This is a genomic window from Nocardia sp. NPDC051833 (assembly GCF_040681225.1).
GTDB lineage: Bacteria > Actinomycetota > Actinomycetes > Mycobacteriales > Mycobacteriaceae > Nocardia.
Window position 1 is genome coordinate 950,802 of record NZ_JBFAYK010000001.1, and the last position, 24,256, is coordinate 975,057.

Genomic DNA, 24,256 nt, shown 5'->3' on the forward strand with positions numbered 1-24,256 from the left:
CACCGCGATGAAGTAGTGCGTCGCGCCCGGTGCCGGAGCACCGGGCGCGACGCGACGCCGGTCAGTTCAGGATGATCGGCAGCGCGGCCAGATCGTTCTGCGTGAGCACCGGCAAGTTGCCGAGCTCACTGTCGGGCACGGCCAGCCGCAGCTCCGGGAAGCGGGCGAACAGCGCGGGCAGCGCGATCGCGGCCTCCAGCCGGGACAGCGCGGCGCCGGGGCAGATATGCGGGCCGTAGCCGAAGGCGAGGTGGCGGTTGGCGGTCGGGCGGGTCACGTCGAACTCGTCGGCGGTCTCGCCGTGCACGGCGGTGTCGCGGCCGATGGCACGGTAGGACATCACCACGCCCTCGCCTTTGGCGATCACGGTGTCGCCGACGGTGATGTCCTCGGTGGCGAAGCGCATCAGCAGGTGCGAGACCGGCCCGTCCCAGCGCAGCGACTCCTCGATGACCTGCTTCCAGTCCACGTCGCCCGCCAGGACTTTCGCCAGCTGCTCGGGTTCGTTGAGCAGCGCGCGCACGGTGTTGACGATCAGGCTCACGGTGGTCTCGTGCCCGGCGGCGACGAGGGCCTTGATGTTGCCGATCGCCTCCTCCTCGGTGAGCGGCTCGCCGCCCTCCTCGTCGGCGACGACGAACGCCGAGGTCAGATCGTCGCCGGGATTCGCGATCTTCTGCCGCACCTGATCGGTGAAGTACACGTCGAGCTCGCCGATCACGCGCAGGCGCTCGTCCTGCGGGGTCATCACCGAGAAGAACTTCTTGTACCAGTCGAGCAGCTGCGCGTGGTCCTCGCGCGCGACGCCCATCAGGTCGCCGACCACCCGCATCGGCAGCGGGTAGGCGAAGACGGCCTTGAGGTCGACCGGCGTGCCGTCGGCGCCCGCCGCGGCGAGGTCGTCGAGCAGTTCGAGGGTGAGCCGCTCGATCACCGGCCGCAGTTCCTCGAGCCGGCGCGGCGCCAGCGCCTGCGCGGTCTTGAGCCGCAGCCTGCGGTGCTCGGCGCCGTCGACGTTGAACATCGACCGGTCGACGTCCACCATGCCGATCAGCGGCCACTGGTTGGTCACCACGCCGTCGGTCCACAGCTTCCACGCGTGGATGTCCTTGACCAGGCGGGAGTCGGTGGTCAGCTGCCGGGCGACGGCGTGGTCGGTGACGGTCCAGGCGGGCACACCGAGCAGGTCGATCCGGGTGAGCGGACCTTCGGCGCGCAGTCGGGCGGTCTCTCCGTTGAGGTCACCGACCATGGGATCGATGGCGAAAGGGCACTGGGAACTCACGACGAACCTCCGACGGGTCTGACTGGTGTGAAACGAACGGGCAGTGCGGTCATGCCCCGAAGGAAAGCCGAAGGTCGCCGGGTGAGTTGCTCGGCGGGCACGGCCAGGTCGACATCGGGGAGCCGGTCGAGCAGCACCTCGATCCCGGTCCTGGCGATGATCTCGGCGATCTGCTGCGCCGGGAAGGGGCAGCGGTATTCGCCGTAGCTGAACGCGAAGTGCGCGTTGTTGCCGGTCGGCACCGTGTCACCGTCGGTGAACGACTGGCGGATGTGCGGGTCGAGATTGGCCGCGGCCAGTCCGAGCAGCAGCATGTCGCCCGCCCGGATGGTCTGATCGGCCAGGCGGGTGTCGCGGGCGGCCCAGCGCCCGGCCAGGATCGAGGTCGGGCCCTCTTCCCAGAGCACCTCGTTCATGGCCTGGCCGACGCTGCGCCTGCCGCCACCGAGCGCGGCCGCGAACCGGTCGTCGACGAGCATCAGCCGCATGGAGCTGCCCAGCCAGTCGGCCGTGGTGAGGTGACCCGCGGCGGTGATCGCCATCAGGTCGTTGATGTATTCCTCGTCGGTGAACGGTTGCGGGTCGGCCAGCATCAGCGACACCAGATCGCCTGCGGGCCTTGCCTTCTTGGCCGCGAGCAGCCGGGCCATGTGCTCGCCGAAGCGGGCGTGCCCGGCCTGGGCGTCGGCGCCGCCGTCGGCGAGCAGCTTCATGGTGAGGGCCAGGTCGGCGGCGTCGCTGTCGGGCAGGCCGAGGATGCGGCCCAGCGCCAGCACCGGCAGCGGTTCGGCGAACTCGGCCACCAGGTCCGCGCTGCCGCGGCCGCAGAATCCGTCGACCAGGCGATCGGCGAGTTCCTCACAGGCCCGGCGCAATTCGAAGTGGTCGACGGCGTCGAGCGCGGGTTCCACCATCGCCAGATGCCTGCGGTGCTCGGCACCGGCGGTGAAGTAGATCGAGGGCATCGGCCTGCCGACCATCGGCAGCAGCGGCCAGTCCTCGGGTACCCGGCCCCACTGGTTCCACAGCGACACATCGCGCGGGAACAGCAGCGGATCGCTGGTCACCTGGTGCAGTTCGCGGTAGCCGATGACCAGCCACGCGGGGAACCCGCCGGGCAGCTCGACCGCGACCACCGGACCGTGCTCGCGCCGCATCCTGCGGTAGACCTCGTGCGGCTCGATATGGAATTCGGGACCGCTCAGCGGCACCGCGCCGGTGATCGGGCAGGCACCGGTGCCGGTGGGTGTGCTCATCAGACGGTCTCCCCCTGCGGGACAGCGGAATACAAGTGCTCGACCAGAGCGATCAGCACCTGTTTGCTCGATTCGCGCGAGCGCGCGTCACACATCACCAGCGGCACGGCGGGATCGAGGTCGAGCGCGTCGCGCACGTCCTGCGGCTGGTGCGAGCCGCCGAAGTCGTTGCAGGCGACCACGAACGGGGTGCCCTGGTGTTCGAGCCGGTCGATCGCGTACCAGGAGTCCTCGATCCGGCGCTGATCGACCAGCACGATCGCGCCGAGCGCGCCGGTGAACAGCCGGTCCCACAGGAACCAGAACCGTTGCTGGCCCGGCGCGCCGAACAGGTACAGCACGTGTTCGGCGTCGAGGGTGATCCGGCCGAAGTCGAAGGCCACCGTGGTGGTCGACTTGCCGGGAACGCCGGTGGCGTCGTCGATCCCGACACCCATGTCGGTCATCGTCGCCTCGGTGTCGAGCGGCCTGATCTCGCTCACCGAGCGCACCAGGGTCGTCTTGCCGACGCCGAATCCGCCGATGACGACGATCTTCAGCCCGTGCTTGGCCGTGCTGTGCAGCGGTGCCAGCGACCGCTCGGGCGCGGATTCAGAGCTTGCGAAGTCCAACGAGCACCTTCTCGAGGGTGGAGGCATCCAGCGACATCGCCGCCGACAGCGGCGGCCGAACGGTGATCTTCCCCGCGTGCAGCAGGTCCCCCAGCAGGACCGTGGCGACGCCGACCGGCAGCCGCAGTTCCGCCGCGATCTCCACGACCGCGGTCGGCGCCCGGCACATGTCCAGGATCGCGACCTGCTCGGAGGTCATCCCCGCCGACGGCGCCGATTCACTGACCACCAGGGTCACCAGGTCGAAGTCCTCGGTGGCCGGGGCCCGTCCGCCGGTGAGCGTGTAGAACCGGTCCGGATCCTCGTCGCGGACCGACCTGCTCAATTCGGCGCTCCGCTTCTGGGCTGGGCGGCCATATGCTCACCGAGCTGTTCGACCAGCTCGTGCATGGTGTGCCCGACCAGCCCCGCGTCGGCGTCCTCGGCGGCCACCACCGCTAAGTGCGCGCCGCGTCCCGCCTCGACCACGAACAGGATGCCGCCGTAGAACTCGGTCATCGACTGGCGGACACCGCCACGCCCGTCACCGAACTCGACGGAAGCCCCGTGCGACAGGCTCTGGAACCCGGCGGCGATCGCGGCCAGCTGATCGGCGCGATCGACATCGAGTTCCGGTGTGTGGCAGATCTTCAGGCCGTCCCCGGACAGCAGCAGCGCGTGCCGGGTGCGTGGGGTGCGGGCGAGCAGTTTCTCGAGCAGCCAGCCGAGGTTCGTCGGGGCGGTGGTGGTCATCGGTCCTCCATGGGGTCGGGAGCAGTGGCGGCGCTGCCTGGGTGGTGGCCGGACCGATCCGCCGCCCGACCGGGCGCGGACCGCTGGAACGCGCCGAGCGCGGCCGGCTTGGCCGGTGCGGTGTCGGCGACCGGCGAGCCGGTCAGGCCGTCGGGATGGACTTTGGCCAGGGTGTCGCCGCGGCGCCGCTTGGGCAGCGCGGGCGAGGCGGACACCGTGGGAGTCGGCGGCTCGGCCGCGATCCGGTGGGCGGGCTGCCCGACGGTCTCGGCCCAGCCCAGTTCGTCGGTGGTCCTGGCGTGCTGGGCCCGCGGAGTGGGCGCGTCGAACTGGCCGAGGGTGGTGAGCTGGGGTTCGGTGCGTCGCGGGGTGGGCGCGGCGAGCTGGGCGGCGGGGCGGCTGCGGCGTTCGGCGCGGGCGGTGAGCTCACGCGGGACGACGACGACCACCGCCGTGCCGCCGATCGCCGACGGCCGATACGACACGGTGAGTTCGTGTTTGCGGGCCAGGTGGCCGACGACGGCCAGACCGAGCCGGGTGCCAGAGAGCGAGGCCAGGTCGGCGCCCTTGCCCTTGTGGTCGCGCCCGCTCACCGCGGCCTCGGCCCGGCGCAGCGCCGAATCGCTCATCACCAGGCCGCTGTCCTCGATCGTGATCACCACGCCCGCTGGCACTTCCGCGGCGTAGACGTGCACCTCGGTGGTGGGCGGGGAGAAGTTGCAGGCGTTGTCGAGCAGTTCGGCCAGGGTGTGCATCACGCCCTCGGCGGCGTGCCCGGCGATGCCGACGTCGGCGATGGCACGCAGCCGCACGCGCTGGTACCCGGCGACCCGGCCCATCGCGCCGCGCAGGATCGATTCCATCGCAATCGGTTTCGCCCAGCGGCGGCCGGTGCGGGCACCGCTGAGCACCGCGATGCTGTCGGCCAGCCGACCGGTCTGCGCGGTGCGGTGGTCGATGTGGAGCAGGTCGGTGAGCACGCGCGGGTCGGCGTGCCGGTGTTCCATCTCGCGCAGTTCGGCCAGCATCGAGGTGGTCATGGCCTGGATGCGGCCCGCGGCGCCGGCGAAGGCGGCCAGCGCGGCCGCGCCACGGCGGCCGTTCTCCTGTGCCTCCCAGGCGTAGTGGGTGGCGTGGTCCTCGGCGGTGGTGATCCGCTGGGTCGCCTCGGCGACGGCCGCGGCCAGCTGCTGTTCGGCCCGCTCGGCGGCGGCCGTGGCGGCGCGCGCCCGCGCGTGCTGACGCAGGGCGACGAACACCGCGGGGCAGGCGATCAGGGCGACGGCGAGTGACGCGGCGAGCACCGGAATCCCGATGGCGGTCGGCGTGAACACCGCGACCACGGCGGCGATCGCGGCCAGCACCACCCCGGCGCCGAGCACCACGTATCCGGCGGCCCCCGCGGTCACCCCGCGGGCGGTGCCCTCCCCCGGCGACACAGTCGTCGACTGTGCCATCGGCCCGACTTCCGCAGTACTCACAGGCCCCCAACCACCAATCGGCACACCGAACGCGCAGCACGACAGCCCGTTTCGATAACGCAGGCGAGCATATCGAGCCCTCGCCCCGCCTGCCACCCGAGCGAGGAGGGTTCATCACGAGTTCGTCTGCGATTCGTTACCGAATCGGGATGTCCTCGATCCGCCGACCTGCGGAGATACCGGTTCCGGGCGGTGCCGACCGTGGCGACCGTCACGCGCGGGGCGCGACGGCCGAAACCCACTGAGACAGTTGCCCGGCCGGGCACCACCGGTCAGTCGAGGGTCCACGTCATGCCGAACGCGGCCAGCGCGTCGAGGAATTCGGCGGGCTCGAACAGCTCGGCGGGAGCCTGCGCGCCCGGCGTGCCCGCGCCGGCGGCGATCCGGGTGGCGACCTCGACCGCGAGCTGGGCGCTGTTGCGGTAGGCGTCGGGTCCGCTGCCGATGCCGCGCAGGGTGCGCCCCTCATGGCGGACATCGACGACCACCGAATACGCGGCGGGCGCCGACGGCGTCTCCGGCGCGGCCGCCAGATCGGCCTCGGTGACGGTGCCGATGATCTCGAAGATCGACGTCGCCAGCACACCCTCGACCGAGCCCGCCTGCGTGTGCCGCGGGATCGTCACCACCGACGGCTGCGGGAACTTGCGCACGGCAATGGGTTCGGTGGTGCCGGGAACCAGGAAGGTGTCGCGGCGCGGCTGGGAGCCGGTGCGGAACTCGCCGTCCGACCAGGACAACCCACCACTGGTGAAGACGTCCAGGTTCTTCAGGACCGTGTGCATGCTGCCGCGCGAACCCTCCCCGCCCGGCAAGGCGACATGACTCAGCACGATCTCGTCGGCACCGCCGAGCCGCTGTGCCCCGAGGTGGGCGAGCAGATCGCCGAAGATGCCCGCCTCGGTGGTGGCGGTGGCCAGGGTGACCCCCGCCGCGGCCGCGAGCGGACCGTACTCGGTGAACACCCGCTGGACGAAGAGCTGTTCGCCCGCGACGTCGACGTAGTGGGCACCCGCCGCGATGGCGGCGCGCAGCACGCCCGTCCCGTTGCCGGTGTAGTCGGGCAGGGTGCTGATCACGACGTCGATCCCGGTGAAGGCGTCGACCAGGGCGTCGTGATCGTCGGCGGCGGCCACCCGGACCACCCCGCCGACCTCGGCGAGCCGCTCCGCGTCGCGGCCGACCACCACCGGGTCGATGCCGCGCCCGCGCAGCTCGGCCACCGCGAATCGGCCGACGTGTCCAGTGGCTCCGTAGACGGCGATCTTCATGTCGTTCTCCTTGTTCATCGGGATGATGAACTCAGGTTATGCACCATGATCGAGACAGAAAATCATCCAGAATCTTCCGCAGATATCCCATCGTCTCGTGACGTAGGCTTCCTGACATGGACCTGCTCAGCGACGTCCTCGCCACCGCGCGGACCGGCACCCCCGCCTCCGGCATGTTCGTGCGGCACGGCACGTGGGGCAGGCGGTATCCGCACATCGACGGCGCGGGCTTCCACGTCGTCCTCCAGGGCTCGTGCTGGTTGACCCGGCCCGGGGTGGAACCGCTCGCGCTCGGCGCGGGCGACGCGGTGTTCCTGCCGCGCGGCATCGCCCACGATCTGCTCGACCAGCTCGACAGTCCCATCACCGAAACCGCCGGACCGGGCGACATCCGGCTCATCGAGGGACCGGGCGCGGCAGCGACGCTGCTGTGCGGGTCGTATCACCTCGCCGTCGACCGCACCCATCCCCTGCTGACCGAACTGCCCGAGGTGGTGCACGCCCCGGCCCGGCTGGGCACCCATCCGGCGCTGCGCGCCGCCGTCGAACTGCTCGCCGCCGAACTCACCGACGCCGGACCCGGCTCCGACGCGGCGATTCCCCCGCTGCTGGATCTGCTGCTGCTCTATCTGCTGCGGGCCCATCTCGCCGAGGCCGCGACGTCCTCGGGCTGGGCCGCCGCGGTCGCCGACGCCGACATCTCCCGATCCCTGCGCGCCATCCACGACGACCCGGCGCACGGCTGGACCGTCGAATCCCTCGGCGCCACCGCGGGTCTGAGCCGCGCCGCCTTCGCCCGCCGGTTCGCCGAGCTCGTCGGCGAACCGCCGCTGACCTACCTCACCCGCTGGCGGATGCTCACCGCCGCCCGGCTGCTCCGCGACACCGATCATCCGCTGGCGACGGTGGCCCGGCGCAGCGGCTACGGCTCCGAATACGCCTTCGGCAAGGCGTTCAAGCGCGCGTTCGGCACCGCCCCCGGCCGCTATCGCGCGGCCGGGACTCCGGTGCTCGTCGCGGGCGCGAGCTGATCGGTCAGGCGAGGACGGCGGTGGCCTCGACCTCGACGAGCAGGTCGGGCTCGCCCAGCGCCGCGACGCCGAGCAGGGTGATCGGCTTGACCGGGTCGACGCCGAGTTTCGCCGCGGCGCGGGCGACCCCCTCACCCAGCAGCGGGTACTTGTCCGGGCCCCAGTCCACGACATAGATGGTCAGCTTGGCGACATCGTCGAACGAGCCGCCGATCGCGGCCAGCGCGGTGCCGATATTGAGGTACGCCTGTTCGACCTGCGCCGCGAAATCGCCTGTACCGACCGGGTTTCCGTCGGCATCGCGCGCCACCTGCCCGGCCAGGAAGACCAGCCGCGACCCGGTCGCGATCGAGAGCTGCCGATAGACCTCGGGCTTGGGCAGCCCGTCGGGATTCACCAGTTCCACTGCCATGTTCACTCCCACCATCCGAGGGTCGACTGCCGATAACATAACATTGATATGTAATCTGACACCATGGCACGGACGAGGAATCCCGCGGTGCGCGCGATGCTCATCGACCGCGCGGCCCAGCTGCTGCGCGAACGGCAGCCGGTCACGTTGCGCGGTCTCGTCGCGGGCACCGCGGTGTCGACGATGGCCGTCTACACCTACTTCGACGGGATGGACGGGCTGTGGCGCGCGGTCCGGCAGGAGGGCTTCACCCGGCTGGCGGCCCGGCTGGCCGACGTGCCCGTCACCGACGATCCGGTGCGCGATCTGGCCGCCCTCGGCAGCGCGTACCTGGCCAACGCGCTCGCGAATCCCGACCTCTACCGGGTGATGTTCGACGCCGGGTTCGCCCTCGAGGACGCCGCGGCCGCCGACGCCACCCTGGACCGCCTGGTGACGGCGGCCGCCTCGGCCCGCGCCGCCGGCCGCTTCCGCGCGGAGGTCGATCCGCTCGAACTGGCCATCCAGAGCTGGACTTTCGGCCACGGCTTGGCCGGGCTGGTCGCCACCGGCCCGCTGCCACCGGCCACGCTGGACTCCGGAATCCCGGTCCTCACCGCACTGTTCGTCGCGGCGGGCGATGAACCTGCGCGCTGCGCGACATCGGTGGCGGCGGGCTGGCACGTCATTCCAGTTCGGTGAGAGCCTGTTTCGCCGCCGCGGCGACCAGGGCGTTGGCGGGCTCGGCGTCCTGCTCCGGCTTGGTGGTGAGCACGGCGAGCACGAGTGGCGCGCGTCCCGGCGGCCACGCGACGGCGACATCGAGCGCGGACCCGTAGGCCGGGGTGCCGGTCTTGTCGCCGACGATCCAGTCCGCGGGCAACCCCGCCTTGATCCGCTTGGCGCCCGTGGTGCTGGCCTTCAGCCAGGCGGCGAGCTGGGCGCGCTCGGGCTCGGCCAGCGCGGTCCCGACGACGAGGGCCCGGTAGTCGGCCGCCAGCGCGGCGGCCGTGGTGGTGTCGCGTTCGTCGCCCGGGATCGCGGTGTTCAGCTCGGGTTCCCAGCGATCCAGGCGCGACACCGAGTCGCCGAGGGTGCGCAGGAAGGTGGTGAAACCTGCGGGGCCACCGAGCAACCGGAGCAGCAGGTTGCCCGCGGTGTTGTCGGACTGGGTGATCGCGGCATCGCAGAGCGCGGCGACGGTCATGCCGGTGTCGATGTGCCGCTCGGTCTCCGGGGAGTTCACGACGATGTCGGCGGCGGTGTACCGGATGACCTGGTCGAAGTAGCCGGTCGCGAGCGGGTGCGCCTGGAGCAGGGCGCCGCAGGCCAGGCCCTTGAAGGTCGAGGCCATCGGGAAACGCTCGTCGGCCCGGTACGCGACGGTGCGGCCGGTGCCGGTGTCGACCACCGACAAGCCGAGGCGCGCACCGTATTCCGTCTCCAGCGCGGCGAACGAGAGCGCCACCGACGCGGTCGACGAGGTGGCGGGGGTGGTCGCCTCGGAGGCGTTCGAGCAGGCCGGGACGGCGACGGCGGTGAGCGCCAGCGCGGCGGCGGCGAGGCGCCTGCGGAGGGTGGTGGTCACGAAGGAAGTCACCACCGCACCTCATCACCGGCGCCACCGCGCGAGCCAATACCCGACACGGCCGCCGCCGAGTCGGCATCGATATCGGCGCAGGTCGTTCCCGGCCGGATCGGGTGAACGGTCGAGCACCCGTGGCCGATCCGGGGTGGCCGCGCGCCGGGCGCTGGTTCAATGGCCGACATGGATCTGCTCCGTCACCTCCGGTTCTTCGTCGCGGTCGCGGACGAGGGCCACTTCGGGCGGGCGGCCGCCGCGCTGGAGATGACGCAGCCGCCGCTGTCGCAGGGTCTGCGCCGCCTCGAACAGCACCTCGACCTCGAGCTGATCCACCGCACCAGTCAGGGCGCGATGCTCACCGCCGCGGGCAGGCAGTTGCTCCCGCGGGCCCGGCTGCTCGTCGACGACGCCGATCGGCTGCTCGCGGAATCCGAACGGATCGCCCAGCGCAGCGGCACCGTGCGATTCGCGGCCACGACCGCGTTGCCGGACCGGCTGGTCACCGCCTGTGTCACCGCGCTGCGGGTCGCGGGCGGCACCGTCTCGACCGCGCTCGGCACGACCGTCGACCTCGCCGCCGAGGTGCGCGCCGGGATCTGCGATGTCGCGGTGATCGAGCATCCGGCCCTGGTCGACAACCTCGACGCCGGGCCGGTCGTGAAACTGCCACGCTGGCTGGTGGTTCCGGCCGAGCATCGCACCACCACCGCCGAACGGCCGACCTTCCCGATGCTCGCGGACCTGCACTTCGCACATCCGGCCCGCGCCGCCAATCCGCCCGCCTTCGACACCGTGCTCGACCTGCTGCGCGAGCGCGGCCTCGACACCGCGACCCTCACCGCGGCCGACGACCGGGCGGTGCTGGCCGCCGTCGCCGCCGGCACGTGTTTCGGCCTCACGGCCACCCCGCCGACACCGACGCCGGGCGTGGTCTGGCTGACGCTCGCGCCGCAGTCGGTCGCCCTGCGGGTCCGGATCATCCGCCGTCCCGACGCGGGCGACCACGCCGACGCCCTGGATCGGGTGCTCTACCGCGAGCGCCTGCGATGAGCGTGACCGACCGGATCCGCGCCGTGTTCGCCGACGCCGGGTGCACCGGGTGGCTGCACGCCCGGCGCTGCGACGGCTCCCCCGCCGAGCTGTCCGTTGGCGGCGGCGAGCGGGTGGTCATCGCGTCGGTGTACAAGCTGCTGCTGTTCGTGGCGTTCTGCCGCCGGGTCGACGACGGGCTGCTCGATCCGGCCGCCCGGATCACCGTCGACCCCGCCGACTGCACGCCCGGACCCACCGGCCTCGCGGCGCTGCACGATCCGGTCACCCTGAGCCGCCGCGACCTGGCCACCTCCATGATGACGGTGTCCGACAACGCCGCCGCAGACGTGCTGCTCGGCGAACTCGGCCTGGCCGCGGTCACCGATCTCCTCGACGCGCTCGGCCTCACCGAGACCCGCGTCGTCGGCGGCACCGCCGATCAGCACCGCAGCCTGGTGCGCGACACCGACACCCACACCACCGCCGAGGCCTTCGCCGCGCTCGCCGACAACGACGAGGCCTGGACCGTCTCGGCCTACGACCCCGCCTACGCCAGCGCGACCACTCCCGAGGAGATGACCCGGTTCCTGTCCCTGCTCTGGCGCGGCGACGTGTTGTCCACGGCGAGCACCGAATTCGCGCGCGCCGTGATGAGCAGACAGATCTGGCCACACCGGATCGCGGCCGCCTTCCCGCACCGCGGCGTCGTCGTCGCGGGCAAGACCGGCACCATCGGCGTCATCCGCAACGAGGTCGCGGTCGTGGAGTTCCCCGGCGAAACCCCGGTCGCGGTAGCGGTTTTCACCCGCGCCGCCCGCGCCGACCCGACCCTGCCGGTCGTCGACGCCGCCATCGGCGAAGCCGCCCGCCTGGCCGTCACCGAACTCCGCCGCCCGCACTGACCCACCCCGGTGCGGCCGGATATGGCTAGCATCGTCGATCGTGGGTGGAGATTCTTCCGGTTTCGGCCGGGTGCGGATGGTCGGGATCGTGGCGGGGGTCGTCGGGGTGGCGCTGGCGGTGGCGGCTCCGCTGCTGCCCGTCCGGCAGGAACACGCGAGCCTGGACTGGCCGCAGCCCCAGTCGATGCAGCTGAGCGCGCCGCTGGTGGACTACGTGCCGCTGTCGCTGGAGCTCAGCGTGCCGTGCACGGCATTGCGGGACCTGACCGGGGCGACGGTGCTGTCGACGGTGCCGCCAGAGGCGCCGCGCGCCGGATCGAAGGGACTGGTCGCGCGGATCGAGGACCGACCGGAGACCGGGCGGATGCTGGCAGTCGTCCTCCGCGATCGCCTGCTGCTGAGCGCGTCGCTGGCGGAGATCACCGGGACGCCGGGCGGTGCGCCCGCCACCGAATCCGAATCATCCGGCAATCGACCGCCCGGTGGCGACCCCGCAGGCATCACGCCGCCTCCCGGCACCACGCCACCTTCCGGTGCCACACCACCTTCCGGCGCGCCCGCGCCCGGCACTGCCGCGCCTGGCGATGGTCGGCAGCCTCCGGGAACACCACCCGCCGGTGCCACACCACCCCCCGGCGTAACGCCGCCAGGTCCCGGCACGCCGCCGTCCGGCGCGCCCGCTGGATCAGCACCAGGTCCGGGCGCACCCTCAGGCGCTCCCGCCGGAGCTGCGCCCACCGGGCCCGGCGGGACGAACCAGCCGACCGGATCACCCGGCGCATCACCGTCCACGAGGGAGCAGGGTGGTGGAAACCCTGGGGGCGCGACGCAGAACGGGCAATCGGCCGGATGCGGTGCGCTGACTGTCGTCTCGACCGCGTCGGGGACGACCGCCGAGCTCACCGGGTTGACCAAGGCCGACGGGTCGCCGCTGCGGACCACCATCGATGGCGATGTGCGTCCGCAGCTGGTCGGGGTCTACACCGAGCTGGATCGGGGGCGGGCGGGGGACGCGCGGCTGCATGCCGAGATCGATGCGCGATTCTCGTCGAGTCCGAGCGGGTGGAAGCTGGCGGCGATCCTCGGGGCGGTGCTGTGCACGCTCATCGCGCTGATCTGCCTGCATCGCGGTGATATTCGCGACGGGCGGCGGGCGCGGCGCGTGCTACCCGCGCGCTGGTGGCGCTTGACCGGCCTGGACGCGACGGTCGCGGGCACGCTGGTCGTCTGGCATGCGATCGGCGCGAACAGCTCCGACGACGGCTACATCCTGACCATGGCGCGCGCCTCCAGGGAGGCCGGGTACACCGCCAACTACTACCGGTGGTTCCAGGTCGCCGAGGCACCGTTCGGCTGGCCCTACGAGGTGCTCGCGCAGCTGACCCGGATCAGCGAAGCCGGGCTGTGGATGCGCCTGCCCGCGCTGCTGGCCGGACTGGTCTGCTGGCTGGTGCTCAGCCGGGAAGTGCTGCCGCGCCTTGGTTCCCGCGTCGCCGCGAGCACCGCGGCCCGCTGGACCGCGGCCCTGGTGTTCCTGTCGCTGTGGCTGCCCTACAACAACGGCCTGCGCCCGGAACCGCTGATCGCGGTCGGCGCGCTGCTCACCTGGTGCTCGATGGAGCGAGCCATCGCCACCCGCAGGCTGCTGCCCGCCGCCGTCGCGGTGGCGATCGCGGCGTTCTCCCTCGCCGCAGGTCCGACCGGCCTCATCTGCCTGGCCGCCCTGCTGGCCGGTTCGCGGCCGGTGCTCCGCACGGTCATCGCGCGCGCCACCACGGATTCGGGCCCCGCGCTGCTGCGCTACGCCGCCGTGCTGGCGCCGATCGCCGCCGCGGGCGTCCTCGTGCTCGTCGTGGTCTTCGCCGACCAGACCCTCGCGACGGTGCTGGAAGCCACCCGCGTCCGCCAGCTCGTCGGCCCCGACATGTCCTGGTTCGAGGAGCGCACCCGCTGGGATTCCCTGCTGTCGGTGAACCCCGACGGTTCCCTGGCCCGGCGCTTCGGCGTGCTGGCCATGCTGCTGTCCCTGGCCGTCGGCATCCTGGTGACCCTGCGCCGCGGCGGGCGCATCCCGTCGACCGCCCGCGGCCCGGTCACCCGCGTTCTCGCGGTGACCTTCCTCGCGCTGCCGCTGATGATGTTCACCCCCACCAAGTGGACCCACCACTTCGGCGTCTACGCCGGTCTCGCGGGCGCGCTGGCCGCGGTCACCGCTGTCGCGCTGAGCCGCAGCGTCATTCGGGCGACCTACCTCCGCACCCTGTTCGCGGCGGCCGTCCTGTTCCTGCTCGCCGTCTGCTGCACCGGCTCCAACGGCTACTGGTACGTCTCCGGCTACGGCGTCCCATGGCCGGACCGCGCCCCGACCCTCGCCGACATCGAGGTCTCCACCCTCTTCCTCGCCGCCACCGGCCTGACCCTGCTGGTCGCCCTCTGGCAGTACTACCGCGCGGCCCCCGAAGATACCGTCGAAACCACCTCACCCAGCGCAACATCCAGTGTTGGCAGCCTGCCCCCCACAGCCGCCGAAACCGAGGCCATCGAGTCCACGGACGAGGCCGCAACCCCAGCTGCGACCGCAACCACGACCACGAAACGGCCCGGAACCGATAGCGGGGCCGCCGACACACAGCAGCCAGGAACCGATGCCGAGGCCACAGGCACGCCCACGGGCGCCGGACGGTTCCGGTTGCCGGTGGTCGCGCCCCTCACTCTCGCTGCGGCGGCGATGGTGCTGTTCGACGTGGGATCGCTGGCGACCGCTGCCGTCGCGCAGTACCCCGCCTATTCGGTCGCGCTGTCGAACCTGCGGACGATGACCGGGAACTCCTGCGCGATGGCCGACGCCGTCCTGGTCGAAACCAACACGGCCGACTCACTGCTGACCCCCTACGCCGGCACCATCGCCGACGGCCTGTCCGCCGAGAACACCGGCTTCACCCCGAACGGCCTCGGCAGCCTCGCCCCCGACCCGGGCCCCGGCCAATCCTCGGCACCCCCTTCTGGCTCCGGCCCCGCCCCCGGCGGCCCTGGTGGCGCAGGTCCGGGCGGCGGCTCGGGTCCCGGCGGTAGCGCAGGTCCGGGCGGCGGCGCAGGTCCGGGCGGCGGCGCAGGTCCGGGCGGCGGCGCAGGCCCCAGCGGATCGGCTCCCAACGGTCCCGGCAACACCACGGGCGGTTCGGGCTCCACCACCGGCGGACCCGGCCAGAGCACTCCTGGCGGTTCTGCCCAGACAGGTCCGGGCGGCACAGGTGGATCAACACCCGGCGGCTCGGCCCCCGGCGGTCCCGGTGGACCCGCTTCCAGCGGACCCGGCGCCACCCCCGGCGTGAACGGCAGCACCGTCGCCCTCCCGTTCGGCCTCGTCCCCGAACGCACCCCGGTCCTGGGCAGCTACTCCACCGGCGCACCGCAACGTACCCAGCTGACCACCCAGTGGTATCGCCTGGATCTCGCTGCCGTTCAGCAGGATTCGGCGTACCGGGTGCTGATCCTCACCGTGGCGGGCCGCATCGAATCCGTGGCACCCGACGGCAGTCCGCTGCCCGGGCAGCGACTGCGGGTCGAGTTCGCCCACGCGGCGAACGGAACCTTCACCCCCACCGGTGAACTCACCCCGCCCACGGTCGGTGGCGCACCGGGCTGGCGGAACCTGCCGATCGACCTGGACGAGATCCCCGCCGGAACCACGGCGGTCCGGCTCGTCGCCGCGGCGGGCGAACCGGATCCGATGCAGTGGCTGGCGGTCACGCCCCCGCGCCTGCCGAAACTCTCGTCGCTGAACACCGTGGTCGGCACCACGGATCCGGTGCTCGGGGATTTCCATGTGGGACTGGCCTTCCCGTGCCAGCGACCGTTCGACCACCGGGCCGGGGTCGCGGAGCTGCCGATCTGGCGAATCCAGCCGGATAAGCTCAACGCGCAGGTCTCCGAGACCTGGCAGGGCGATACCGGCGGCGGCCCGCTGGGCTGGACCGGACTGCTCATGCGGTCGCGCACCATTCCCGCCTACCTCGCCGAGGACTGGACCAGGGACTGGGGCGAACTCCAGCGCCTCACCCGCCTGGTCGCCGCACCACCGGCGGAGATCACCGTCCGGGTCGGCGACACCTGGGGCTGGACGAACGAAAGCCCCATCAGGACACGCTGATCCGGCACAAATGAAACCGCCGTTGCCTCCATGGAGGCAACGGCGGTTTCGCGCAGGGAAGAGACTACTTCGGCGGCTCGCCCGCGGGCGGCTGACCACCGGCGGGCGGCTGACCACCCGGCGCACCGGCCGGCGGTTCCCCACCGGCGGGCGGCGCGCCCGCGGGCAGCGGCTTGCCGATATTGCGCGCCATATCCGGCATCAACCGGATGGCGACCTGCTCCCAGGTGCCCCAGTTGTGGATGCCGATATCGGGGAAGTCGTAGCTGACGTTCGTGTAACCCAGTGCGGTGATCCGCTTTTCGAACGAGCGGGTGTTGGCCAGCGCGATCGCCTCGAGCGGCATGCCCTGGGTGATCGCGTCGATCGAGGACAGGTCCTGATCGGCGGGCTTGGCACTGCCCGCGGAGATGTAGAGGCGGGTGTTGTTGGCGATCAGCTTCTCGGCGAACCCGTAGGGGTCCATCCGCTTCCACTTCTCACTGCCCGCGGGCGCCATCGCCTCGATGTTGTAGCCGCCGCTGGCGATCATCGCCCCGGCCAGCGCCTCACGCATGCCCGGCATCGACATGTGCAGATAGCCCGACAGCGATCCGGCGTAGACGAACTGCTCGGGGTGGTAGGCCGCCATCAGCAGGGCCGCGCTGCCACCGCTGGACAGCCCGACCACGCCGTTGCGGGTGTCGCTGAAGCCCAGCCGGGACTTCAGCGCGTCCGGCAGGGTCTCGGTGATGAAGGTTTCCCACTGATAGGTGTTGGTCTTGCCCTGGGTGTCCTCCCAGCCGCCGATGGCCGATCCGGAGTCGGCGCTGGGCAGCAGGGAACCGTCGGGGTTGACGCCGTTGAAGCTGCTCGGCTGGTCCCAGTCGGCGTAGAAGCTGGACTGGCCGCCGACCGGCATCACGACATTGATGTTGAACTTGGCAATCTGGGCGGGGATGGCGGTGTGCTTCTCCCAGCCGTTCAGGTCGTCCTCGGCGCGTTCACCGTCGAGCAGGTAGACCACCCGGTCGGTGTTGCCGTCGGCCGCCCGCACGATGCGGGTGTTGATGGTGCCCATGGAGGACTCGACCGGGAAATCGATCGCCGACGGATCGGCGTCGGCCGCCGCCGGCCCGACCGCGGCCACCGACGCGCCGAACGGCAGCAGGGCGGCCACCGCGGCACCCACCAGGAGTCTGCTCGTGCGGTGTCGGCGCCCCTGCGCCCCTCCCACAGTTACGCCACGCATGATCGTGTTCGGACCTTTCCGTTGTGCGGCCACGCCGCTCCCCACTCCACCCGGCCGCGGCGCGACAGCCTGCGGACGGATCCTGCCGGGCAGCATAGCGCGCCCCCGATCCGAGGGGCACATCGAAAACCGATGTGACGCAGTTCTCTTCGGCGCGCGCGCTCACCCGGTGGCGTCGACGCGGGAGATGCAGAATCCGTCGGTGCCGTGGTCGAGCGTCAGATACACCTGCTTCGCGGCGCCATCGGCGCTGGTCACCGGCGCGCTGACGGTGACGACCGAGCCGGTCGAACCACGCACGGTGAGCGCCTTGTCGTCGAAGCGCCGCACCCCCGACAGCGCGGTGCCCGGCTGGGCGCCGGTGCACAGCAGCGGATAGTCGGGCTCGACGTCGGCCGGGTTCACCGGGTAGCCGACCACCCGGCTCAGGTAGCGCTCGACGGTGTAGCGGGCCTGTTCATCGGTGAGCCGCGTCGCCGCCCGGTCGCTGACGATCGGGCAGCCGTAGCCGGAGCGCAGCTCGCTGGGCCGCAGGCTCACCTTCAGCACGTCGTTCTGCCAGTACGGACCGAATTGGCCGAGGATGCCGGGGCGGCGCACCGCGTCGGTGATCTGGTCAACGTCGCCGTACATGCGCGGGATCTCGACGGGTGATTGGGTCCAGCACTTGCGGATCAGCGCGTCGGTATCGCCTGCCCGCACGTCGTCGAGCCAGGGGCGCAGCACCGTCGCCGCGGTCGGGCTGTCGGGGACCGCGCCGATCTGCGCCGCCTGCGTCGGGCCCGGCGCGTTCGAATCACCCGACGAGACACGGTCTTTGGCGGTGAGCACGGCGATCGCGGTCAGCCCGGCGACGGCGGCGGCCGCACCGATGCCGACCAGGATCGTCCGCGCCCGCGAACGGGGCTTGCCCGGCGGCACCGGCAGTTCGGCCGACCGTGACACCAGCGTCTCCGCCGACAGCGGGGTGTCGGGCATCGTCCCGGCCAGCGCCGCCACCGCCGCGTCGGCGAGCTCGCCGCAGGAGGCGAACCGGTCGCGCGGATTCTTCGCCATGGCGCGCGCGATCACCGCGTCCATGGCCGGCGGCAGCGCCGGGTTGCCCGCCGACGGACGCGGCGGCGCCTCGATCAGGTGCGCGCTGATCATCGCGGCCGGACTGTCGCGCTGGAACGGGACGAAGCCGGTGAGCAGCTCGTAGAGGGTGCCGCCGAGCGCGTACACATCGGTGCGGACGTCGAGCGGATCGCCTTCGAGCTGTTCGGGCGCCGCGTAGGCGAGGGTGCCCAGCACCGAGCCCGCCGAGGTGAGGCTGGTCGTCTCGCCCATGCTGCGGGCGATCCCGAAATCGGTGACCAGCACCTCGTCGGCACCGTCGTCGGCGCGGGCGATCAGCAGGTTGGCCGGTTTGATGTCGCGATGCAGCAGTCCCTGCCGATGCGCGTAGTCCAGGCCCTTGGCCGCCTCGACGACGATCCGCACCGCGCGCGCGGGCGTGAGGATCGCCAGGCCGTGGCGCAGCAGCTGGGCCGCGTCGAGTCCGTCGACGAACTGCATGGCGATCCACAACCGGTCGCCGTCGACGCCGCGATCGAAGATCTGCACCACGTTCGGATGCCGCAGGCGCGCGGCCAGATCGGCCTCCCGCTCGAAGCGGGCCCGGAAGGTCGGTTCCACCGCGAGCCGCGCGTCGAGCACCTTCAGCGCGTCGTGGCGCGGCAGCCGGGGATGTCGCGCCAGATAGACCGCGCCCATGCCCCCACCGCCGAGCCTGCGTTCGATGCGATACCCCGCGAGGCTCGCCCCCGGCCCGAACTCCATCACCCGGTCAGGCTATCGGCTGGACCCCGGCGCTGCCGCCGGTCGGATCACGCTGCGCCGGTTCATCGGTGGTGCGCGGCGAAGAAGTCCCAGATCATCCGGGTCGCGTCGAGCGCTCCGTGCTCATCGGCGCCGGGCCACCGGTGCCCGGCGCCCGCCACGGTGACGAGGTCGACCGCGCGTCCGTCGCGGCAGGTGGCGCGCAGGGTCGTCACCCGATCGCTCGACGTGGACACCGGTGCCGCGCACTCGTCGACCGTCCGCCAGAACCCGTTCAGCTCCGGCACCGACGGCCCGTCGATCCGCGCGACACCGCTGCCCGGCGCACCGTCGTAGCGGATGTTCTCGTCGTCGGTGCCGTGCACATGCATCACCGAGACCGGGTCGGGCTGCGCGCAGTCGCCGAGCTGGGTGCCCGCGACCGCGCCGACGGCGGCGGCGAGGGCGGTGCGGCACGCCATCGCGTACGCCATCATGGCGCCGTTGCTCATCCCGGTGAAGTAGATCCGCGCGCGGTCGATCGGCAGGGCGCGGGCGATCTCGTCGACCATCGCGGTCAGGAAGCCCACGTCGTCGACGCCGGTGCGGCCGGGGTTGCCGCAGCAGCCGCCACCGGCGTTCCACGCCCGGCCGACACCGTCGGGATAGGCGACGACGAACCCTTCGGCATCGGCCACCGCGTCCCAGCCGACGCCGCGCTGCGCCAGCTCGCCGGTACCGAGTCCGCCGTGCAGCATCACCACCAGCGGAGCGGGCTCGGACAGTGTGGCGGGCCGGTAGACGCGATAGCTCCGGGTACCGCCGTCGTGCCCGACTTCGTGCAGCGAGGTGCTCCCGGTCGTCGCCGTCCCAGGATCGCCGCGGAGCAGCACGATGCCCGCGACGAGCAGTACCACCGTGACAGCCGCTGCGGCGAGCGTGGCGATCCGCATGGCACCAGTGAACCGGTCGACGCGCCGCCGGGCAACGGGGCGGCGCTAGTGTGGATGATCTATTCGTGGCCGCGACCGCACCCGGCGGCCCTGCGCAGGACGGGACCGGAGTGAGATTCGCTGTACGCCTGATGTTGATGCTGCTGATTCCGGCCGTGCTGTTCGCGCTGCCGTGGTGGACGCTGGTCGCGGCGCCCACCGGCGGCACCGGCCCGCTGTTCTGGGCCGGGACCGCGGTGTGTGTCCTCGGATACCTGTGTCTACCCGCCGCGATGTTCCTCGGCCACGGACCGGCCCAGTCCGATCCGGCGGTGATCGTCGGCGACACCCTGCTCGGGGTGCTCTGGGTGGTGTTCTCGTGGTCGGTGCTGGGCGTCTTCGTGCGCGGCGGGCTGGCCGTCGCCGGGGTGGAGGGCCTACTCGCCGCGCGGATCGTGGCGCTCGGCGTGCTGGCGGTCTCGGTCGCGCTGGTCGCCTGGGGTGTCTACGAGGCGCGCCGGGTGCCGCGGGTCCGCACCGTCGACGTCGCCATCCGCGGCCTGGCCGCCGGCCTGGACGGACTGCGCGTCGTGGTCGTCACCGACACCCATTACGCCGCGCTCGACCGGCAGCGCTGGTCCGAGCGGGTGGTCGATGTGGTCAATGCCCAACGCCCCGATATCGCCTGCCACGCGGGTGATCTCGCGGATGGTTCGGTGGTGAAGCGGCGCGCCCAGGTCGACCCGCTGGCCCGCGTCGAGGCCCCGCTCGGCCGCTTCTACATCACCGGCAACCACGAGTACTTCGGTGACGCGCAGGGCTGGATCGACCACATGGCCTCGCTCGGCTGGCAACCGCTGCACAACGCCCACCGGACCGTCGACCGCGACGGTGCTCGCCTGGTCGTCGCCGGGATCGACGACCCCACCGGCGCCGGTCTGCCCGGCCACGGTCCCGACCTGCCCGCCGCGCTGGCCGGCGCCGACCCCGCGCTGCCGGTGATGCTGCTGGCCCATCAGCCCAAGCAGATCACCGACAGCGCCGCGGCGGGCGTGGCGCTGCAGATCTCCGGGCACACCCACGGCGGGCAGATCTGGCCGTTCCACTACCTGGTCCGGCTGGATCAGCCGGTGGTCGCCGGCCTGAGCAGGCACGCGAACAACACCCAGCTCTACACCAGTCGCGGCACCGGTTTCTGGGGTCCGCAGCTGCGGGTGTTCGCGCCCAGCGAGATCACCGTGCTGGTGCTGCACCCCGAACCGGCCTAGCGGTGCGGCTGGGTCACTTCCTTCGGCAGTGGCCCGCTCATCACGACATTCGAGCCGTTCCAGGTGTAGTGGATCGCCACCGGACCGCCCTGCGGCGCGGCGAAGGGCTCGTCGCCCGCGAGCCACTTGTACTCGACCGTCACGGTGGTGTCGGTGTAGCCGACCACCGAGGTGAACGCGTACGCCTCGGAAGTCGCTGTGCCAAGCCACTTTCCGTCGTGGAAGAACAGCACGTGGATCGGCGCGCCCGCGGAGTTGCCGCCGACCGCGCGCACCCACAACAACTGGGCGCACTGGCCGGGTAGATCCGCCGACGCCTGCTGGGCGACCCAGTTGCCGTCGAGACGCGCCAGCGCGTTCCGCACGCCGGTCGACTGGGGATCGATGCAGCGGCCCGGTCCGCTGATGTCGTCGGCCGGTTGCGGTTTCGTGGTGCCGGGGGCCGCGGTGACGGGCGGCGCTTCGGTCACCACCGGTGCCTGGGTCCCGCCGGACAACCCGTTCCCACCCGGCGCCTCGGTCGCCCGCGGCTGCTCGCCCGGCGTCTGCGGCGCGCTCGCGGCGACCGTGGTCGTCGCCCGGCTCGTCGACGGCGAAGCGGCCGAACCGTTCTCCGCGTTACACCCTGCCACCGCCGCCGTGGCGATGGCGATCAGCGCGCTCATCCGAACTGCGTTCTTCATGGTTCTCGACTCCTCGTCCGCCGCGCCGGTCGCGCGTTCTGCTGACTCCATCGGGACCCTGAACAGCCCTGTTAGGCGAAAATCGGCGATCATCACCCTAGGGTGCGAAATCGTCACCCTTGCTAAGGAAATCCCGCGGCGAACCCGAAATGCCGTGCGGCGGACAGGGACCGAGCCGGGGCGGCGCCACGCACAGCTCCGGCCGGGGGCGCAGCGCACCCCCGGCCGGAGTCGGGTCGACCAGATGCCGGTTCAGACGATGTCGGTGGTCCCCGAACAGGTCACGACCGGCACCGGCACGGGACCGGTGTTGACGACCGACAGGTCGATGCGCACCGGCCCGGTCCCGGTCGGCACGTCGGTGAAGTACACCGTGCCGCCGGTGCCGAAGAACGACGAGATGTTCGTGTGCCCGGTCAGCGAGCCCGACGCCCCGGTGGCCAGATTGGTCCAGGTCAGCGTGGGGTGGGTCTGGTAGCCCCAGATGCTGGCGCCGGAATGCACGGTGAACGACGGCAGCCCCGACTGGTCGTACAGGTAGGAGACGATCACCTGGTTGCTGTAGGGCACATCGACGATATTCGGACTCAGCCCGAGGCAGTTGATGCCGACCAGGCTGCTCGGCAGCGCGTTCGCCGCCCCGGCGCCCGCGACCATCGTCCCCGCCACCACCGCGACGCCCGCCGCGAGACCGGCGATCGTGGACCTCACTCGCATAGTCATACAGATCCTTCCACTCGTGTCGTATCACCCCCGTATCCGACCGGGACGGCACATTGTTACTGAATGAAAGCATCCTTCGAGGTCCGACACGCGCTATACCTAGGTCTGCTAGGTTATGACCTAGCGGTTCTAGGTATAGGAGTCCGATGCGGATCGACAAAGACCTGGTGGCGGCCTCGGCGACCCCACTGGTACTCGGGATTCTCGCCGAGGGCGAGTCGTACGGGTACGCGATTCTGGAGCAGGTGAACCACCTGTCCCGGGGCCGCATGCAGTGGACCGACGGCATGCTCTACCCCCTGCTGCACCGCCTGGAACGGCAGGGCCACGTGACCTCGGCCTGGCGCACCGCCGACAGCGGGCGACGGCGCAAGCACTACCTGATCACCGAGTCGGGCCGAGCCGCACTCGCCGAGCGGCGCGCGCAGTGGGCCGTCGTCGCCGAGGCGCTCGACCAGGTCTGGCGCGACGCCACGACCCACCCCAGCGTGGCGAAAGGATGGGCGTGATGGACGCCGAGACACAGCTCCAGGCCAATATCGAGCAGTGGCGCGGCTACGTCCAGCGCCACCGCGCGATCTCGGTCGCCGACGTCGACGAGATGGAAGACCATCTGCGCGAACAGGTCTCGTCCCTCCAGGACGCGGGTCTGGACGAGGACGAGGCGTTCCTGGTCGCGGTGAAGCGGATGGGCAGCCTCGACGCGCTGTCCCGCGAGTTCGCGCTCGAGCATTCCGAAAGACTGTGGAAGCAGCTGGTCCTGGTGCCCGCCGAGGCCGACACGACCGGGCGACAACGGAATCGGGAACTGGTGGTCGTCCTGGCGCTCGCGGTCGGTGCGGCCCTGTCGCTGAAGGCGGGCTTCGCCTGGCTGCACGGGTCGGCGGTCGGCGTCAACGCCGCGCTGCTCGTACTCCCCTTCCTCGCCGCGTATTTCGCGTGGAAGCGGCAGGTGATGGCACGGGTCGCGATCGCGCTGGCCGTCCCGTTCGCGCTCGTCGCGCTGGTGCTGAACCTGTACCCCTTCGAGCCCGAGGGCGCGACCGAGGTGATCGCCGCGATCCACGCGCCGATCGCGCTGTGGTTCGTGATCGGTCTGGCGTATGTCGGCGGTGACTGGCGATCGGACCGGCGCCGCATGGATTTCATCCGGTTCACCGGCGAATGGTTCGTCTACCTGACCCTGCTGGCCCTGGGCGGCGGCGTGCTGATCGGGTTGACGGTCGGCGCGTTCGGCACGCTGGATCTGGATATCGAACCGGTCATCGAGGACTGGGTGCTGCCGTTCGGCGTCGCGGGCGCGGTGATCGTCGCGGCCTGGCTGGTCGAGGCCAAGCAGAACGTCGTGGAGAACATCGCGCCCGTGCTCACCCGGGTGTTCACCCCGCTGACCATCCTCATGCTGGTCGCCCTGCTCGCCGCGTTCGCGACCACCCGCAGCGTGATCGACGTCGACCGCACCCTGCTCATCCTGATGGACCTGATCCTGGTGCTGGTCCTCGGCCTGCTGCTGTACTCGATCTCGGCGCGCGACCCGCTGGCCCCGCCCGGCTTCTTCGACCGGGTGCAGTTGGTGCTGGTGCTGTGCGCCCTCGCCGTCGACGTGGTGATGCTGACCGCCATGCTCACCCGCATCGCCGAGTTCGGGTCATCGCCGAACAAGGTCGTCGCGCTCGGGCTGAATGTCGTGCTGCTGGTGAACCTGGCGTGGTCGGTGCGGCTCGGCCTCGGATTCCTGCGCGGGCGACAGGGATTCGCCGACCTGGAACGCTGGCAGACCCGCTATCTGCCCGTGTACGGGGTCTGGGCCGCCTTCGTCGTGGTCACCGTTCCGCCCGTCTTCGACTTCGTCTGAGGCCGCAGCGCCGCGAGTAGACTCGGGGAATGCACGC

At 71.6% G+C, this 24,256-nt stretch carries 22 protein-coding genes; 8 read left to right on the plus strand and 14 right to left on the minus strand.

The annotated features are described in order from the left end of the window. Positions 1 to 61: 61 nt before the first annotated feature. From AB0L91_RS04330 to AB0L91_RS04360, 7 genes are all read right to left on the minus strand, one after another. Complete coding sequence (locus tag AB0L91_RS04330) at positions 62 to 1,285, minus strand: cytochrome P450 (protein WP_355282886.1); 1,224 nt, start codon at positions 1,283 to 1,285, stop codon at positions 62 to 64. Further along, positions 1,282 to 2,541, minus strand: a complete 1,260-nt coding sequence (locus AB0L91_RS04335) for a cytochrome P450 (protein ID WP_357343798.1) — start codon at positions 2,539 to 2,541, stop codon at positions 1,282 to 1,284. The genes AB0L91_RS04330 and AB0L91_RS04335 overlap by 4 nt, the downstream gene beginning before the upstream one ends. Then, on the minus strand, positions 2,541 to 3,104 hold the full coding sequence (locus AB0L91_RS04340; protein ID WP_365011173.1) for an ATP/GTP-binding protein: 564 nt from the start codon (positions 3,102 to 3,104) through the stop codon (positions 2,541 to 2,543). The genes AB0L91_RS04335 and AB0L91_RS04340 overlap by 1 nt, the downstream gene beginning before the upstream one ends. A 28-nt stretch (positions 3,105 to 3,132) precedes the next feature. Beyond that, entirely contained in the window at positions 3,133 to 3,477 is a 345-nt protein-coding gene (locus AB0L91_RS04345; RefSeq protein ID WP_355282891.1) for a DUF742 domain-containing protein, read from the minus strand. Continuing rightward, a complete protein-coding gene (locus AB0L91_RS04350; protein ID WP_365007217.1) occupies positions 3,474 to 3,884 on the minus strand; it encodes a roadblock/LC7 domain-containing protein in 411 nt (136 codons plus the stop codon). Before AB0L91_RS04350 ends, AB0L91_RS04345 begins: the two co-directional genes overlap by 4 nt. Continuing rightward, positions 3,881 to 5,341: an ATP-binding protein gene (locus AB0L91_RS04355; RefSeq protein WP_365007218.1), complete on the minus strand. Its 1,461-nt coding sequence runs from the start codon at positions 5,339 to 5,341 to the stop codon at positions 3,881 to 3,883. Before AB0L91_RS04355 ends, AB0L91_RS04350 begins: the two co-directional genes overlap by 4 nt. A 296-nt stretch (positions 5,342 to 5,637) precedes the next feature. After that, complete coding sequence (locus AB0L91_RS04360; RefSeq protein WP_365007219.1) at positions 5,638 to 6,636, minus strand: saccharopine dehydrogenase NADP-binding domain-containing protein; 999 nt, start codon at positions 6,634 to 6,636, stop codon at positions 5,638 to 5,640. 116 nt (positions 6,637 to 6,752) lie between these two features. Here AB0L91_RS04360 and AB0L91_RS04365 point away from each other — a divergent pair, with 116 nt between their 5' ends. After that, positions 6,753 to 7,667: an AraC family transcriptional regulator gene (locus AB0L91_RS04365; protein ID WP_365007220.1), complete on the plus strand. Its 915-nt coding sequence runs from the start codon at positions 6,753 to 6,755 to the stop codon at positions 7,665 to 7,667. 4 nt (positions 7,668 to 7,671) lie between these two features. On the opposite strand, the gene AB0L91_RS04370 is transcribed toward AB0L91_RS04365, so the two are convergent. Then, positions 7,672 to 8,079 carry a RidA family protein gene (locus AB0L91_RS04370; protein WP_355282903.1) on the minus strand — a complete coding sequence of 136 codons (408 nt, stop codon included), beginning with the start codon at positions 8,077 to 8,079 and terminating at the stop codon, positions 7,672 to 7,674. A gap of 63 nt (positions 8,080 to 8,142) precedes the next feature. Between AB0L91_RS04370 and AB0L91_RS04375 the strand changes: the two genes are divergently transcribed. Further along, entirely contained in the window at positions 8,143 to 8,760 is a 618-nt protein-coding gene (locus AB0L91_RS04375) for a TetR/AcrR family transcriptional regulator (protein ID WP_365007221.1), read from the plus strand. Here AB0L91_RS04375 and bla read toward each other — a convergent pair. Continuing rightward, on the minus strand, positions 8,744 to 9,646 hold the full coding sequence (bla, locus tag AB0L91_RS04380) for a class A beta-lactamase (protein WP_365011175.1): 903 nt from the start codon (positions 9,644 to 9,646) through the stop codon (positions 8,744 to 8,746). The genes AB0L91_RS04375 and bla overlap by 17 nt on opposite strands. A gap of 171 nt (positions 9,647 to 9,817) precedes the next feature. Here bla and AB0L91_RS04385 point away from each other — a divergent pair, with 171 nt between their 5' ends. Genes AB0L91_RS04385 through AB0L91_RS04395 form a run of 3 tightly spaced genes read left to right on the plus strand, consistent with a single transcriptional unit; the run spans position 9,818 to position 15,727 of the window. Beyond that, positions 9,818 to 10,693 (plus strand): LysR family transcriptional regulator, encoded by an 876-nt coding sequence (locus tag AB0L91_RS04385; protein WP_365007222.1) that lies wholly within the window; start codon positions 9,818 to 9,820, stop codon positions 10,691 to 10,693. Next, positions 10,690 to 11,577: a serine hydrolase gene (locus tag AB0L91_RS04390; RefSeq protein WP_365007223.1), complete on the plus strand. Its 888-nt coding sequence runs from the start codon at positions 10,690 to 10,692 to the stop codon at positions 11,575 to 11,577. Before AB0L91_RS04385 ends, AB0L91_RS04390 begins: the two co-directional genes overlap by 4 nt. Before the next feature lie 40 nt (positions 11,578 to 11,617). Continuing rightward, positions 11,618 to 15,727 (plus strand): arabinosyltransferase domain-containing protein, encoded by a 4,110-nt coding sequence (locus AB0L91_RS04395; protein ID WP_365007224.1) that lies wholly within the window; start codon positions 11,618 to 11,620, stop codon positions 15,725 to 15,727. 64 nt (positions 15,728 to 15,791) lie between these two features. Here the strand turns inward: AB0L91_RS04395 and AB0L91_RS04400 are convergent, their stop codons facing one another. The 3 genes from AB0L91_RS04400 to AB0L91_RS04410 all read right to left on the minus strand — a co-directional run bounded on the left by AB0L91_RS04400 (position 15,792) and on the right by AB0L91_RS04410 (position 19,711). Further along, positions 15,792 to 16,898: an alpha/beta hydrolase-fold protein gene (locus AB0L91_RS04400; RefSeq protein ID WP_365007225.1), complete on the minus strand. Its 1,107-nt coding sequence runs from the start codon at positions 16,896 to 16,898 to the stop codon at positions 15,792 to 15,794. 222 nt (positions 16,899 to 17,120) lie between these two features. After that, the gene (locus AB0L91_RS04405) at positions 17,121 to 18,779 is read right to left on the minus strand and encodes a serine/threonine-protein kinase (RefSeq protein WP_365011177.1); all 1,659 of its coding nucleotides are present in this window, start codon (positions 18,777 to 18,779) and stop codon (positions 17,121 to 17,123) included. 62 nt (positions 18,780 to 18,841) lie between these two features. Beyond that, on the minus strand, positions 18,842 to 19,711 hold the full coding sequence (locus tag AB0L91_RS04410) for a PHB depolymerase family esterase (protein WP_365007226.1): 870 nt from the start codon (positions 19,709 to 19,711) through the stop codon (positions 18,842 to 18,844). Positions 19,712 to 19,821: 110 nt separating this feature from the next. Here AB0L91_RS04410 and AB0L91_RS04415 point away from each other — a divergent pair, with 110 nt between their 5' ends. Next, complete coding sequence (locus AB0L91_RS04415; protein ID WP_365007227.1) at positions 19,822 to 20,958, plus strand: metallophosphoesterase; 1,137 nt, start codon at positions 19,822 to 19,824, stop codon at positions 20,956 to 20,958. Here AB0L91_RS04415 and AB0L91_RS04420 read toward each other — a convergent pair. Further along, positions 20,955 to 21,641 carry an LppP/LprE family lipoprotein gene (locus AB0L91_RS04420; protein WP_365007228.1) on the minus strand — a complete coding sequence of 229 codons (687 nt, stop codon included), beginning with the start codon at positions 21,639 to 21,641 and terminating at the stop codon, positions 20,955 to 20,957. The two genes, AB0L91_RS04415 and AB0L91_RS04420, sit on opposite strands and share 4 nt — an antisense overlap. 252 nt (positions 21,642 to 21,893) lie before the next feature. Next, positions 21,894 to 22,364 (minus strand): hypothetical protein, encoded by a 471-nt coding sequence (locus AB0L91_RS04425; protein WP_355282927.1) that lies wholly within the window; start codon positions 22,362 to 22,364, stop codon positions 21,894 to 21,896. A gap of 146 nt (positions 22,365 to 22,510) precedes the next feature. Here AB0L91_RS04425 and AB0L91_RS04430 point away from each other — a divergent pair, with 146 nt between their 5' ends. Both AB0L91_RS04430 and AB0L91_RS04435 read left to right on the plus strand, forming a co-directional pair. Beyond that, on the plus strand, positions 22,511 to 22,873 hold the full coding sequence (locus AB0L91_RS04430; protein WP_365007229.1) for a PadR family transcriptional regulator: 363 nt from the start codon (positions 22,511 to 22,513) through the stop codon (positions 22,871 to 22,873). After that, a complete protein-coding gene (locus AB0L91_RS04435; RefSeq protein ID WP_365007230.1) occupies positions 22,873 to 24,219 on the plus strand; it encodes a permease prefix domain 1-containing protein in 1,347 nt (448 codons plus the stop codon). Before AB0L91_RS04430 ends, AB0L91_RS04435 begins: the two co-directional genes overlap by 1 nt. Positions 24,220 to 24,256 lie beyond the last annotated feature (37 nt).

Excerpts from the sequence above, each read along its gene's own strand:
- AB0L91_RS04335 (WP_357343798.1), bottom strand. The coding sequence starts at position 2,541 with ATGAGCACACCCACCGGCACCGGTGCCTGCCCGATCACCGGCGCGGTG.
- AB0L91_RS04350 (WP_365007217.1), bottom strand. The coding sequence starts at position 3,884 with ATGACCACCACCGCCCCGACGAACCTCGGCTGGCTGCTCGAGAAACTG.
- AB0L91_RS04355 (WP_365007218.1), bottom strand. The coding sequence starts at position 5,341 with ATGGCACAGTCGACGACTGTGTCGCCGGGGGAGGGCACCGCCCGCGGG.
- AB0L91_RS04360 (WP_365007219.1), bottom strand. The coding sequence starts at position 6,636 with ATGAAGATCGCCGTCTACGGAGCCACTGGACACGTCGGCCGATTCGCG.
- AB0L91_RS04365 (WP_365007220.1), top strand. The coding sequence starts at position 6,753 with ATGGACCTGCTCAGCGACGTCCTCGCCACCGCGCGGACCGGCACCCCC.
- AB0L91_RS04370 (WP_355282903.1), bottom strand. The coding sequence starts at position 8,079 with ATGGCAGTGGAACTGGTGAATCCCGACGGGCTGCCCAAGCCCGAGGTC.
- AB0L91_RS04375 (WP_365007221.1), top strand. The coding sequence starts at position 8,143 with ATGGCACGGACGAGGAATCCCGCGGTGCGCGCGATGCTCATCGACCGC.
- AB0L91_RS04385 (WP_365007222.1), top strand. The coding sequence starts at position 9,818 with ATGGCCGACATGGATCTGCTCCGTCACCTCCGGTTCTTCGTCGCGGTC.
- AB0L91_RS04390 (WP_365007223.1), top strand. The coding sequence starts at position 10,690 with ATGAGCGTGACCGACCGGATCCGCGCCGTGTTCGCCGACGCCGGGTGC.
- AB0L91_RS04405 (WP_365011177.1), bottom strand. The coding sequence starts at position 18,779 with ATGGAGTTCGGGCCGGGGGCGAGCCTCGCGGGGTATCGCATCGAACGC.
- AB0L91_RS04410 (WP_365007226.1), bottom strand. The coding sequence starts at position 19,711 with ATGCGGATCGCCACGCTCGCCGCAGCGGCTGTCACGGTGGTACTGCTC.
- AB0L91_RS04420 (WP_365007228.1), bottom strand. The coding sequence starts at position 21,641 with ATGAAGAACGCAGTTCGGATGAGCGCGCTGATCGCCATCGCCACGGCG.
- AB0L91_RS04425 (WP_355282927.1), bottom strand. The coding sequence starts at position 22,364 with ATGACTATGCGAGTGAGGTCCACGATCGCCGGTCTCGCGGCGGGCGTC.
- AB0L91_RS04430 (WP_365007229.1), top strand. The coding sequence starts at position 22,511 with ATGCGGATCGACAAAGACCTGGTGGCGGCCTCGGCGACCCCACTGGTA.
- AB0L91_RS04435 (WP_365007230.1), top strand. The coding sequence starts at position 22,873 with ATGGACGCCGAGACACAGCTCCAGGCCAATATCGAGCAGTGGCGCGGC.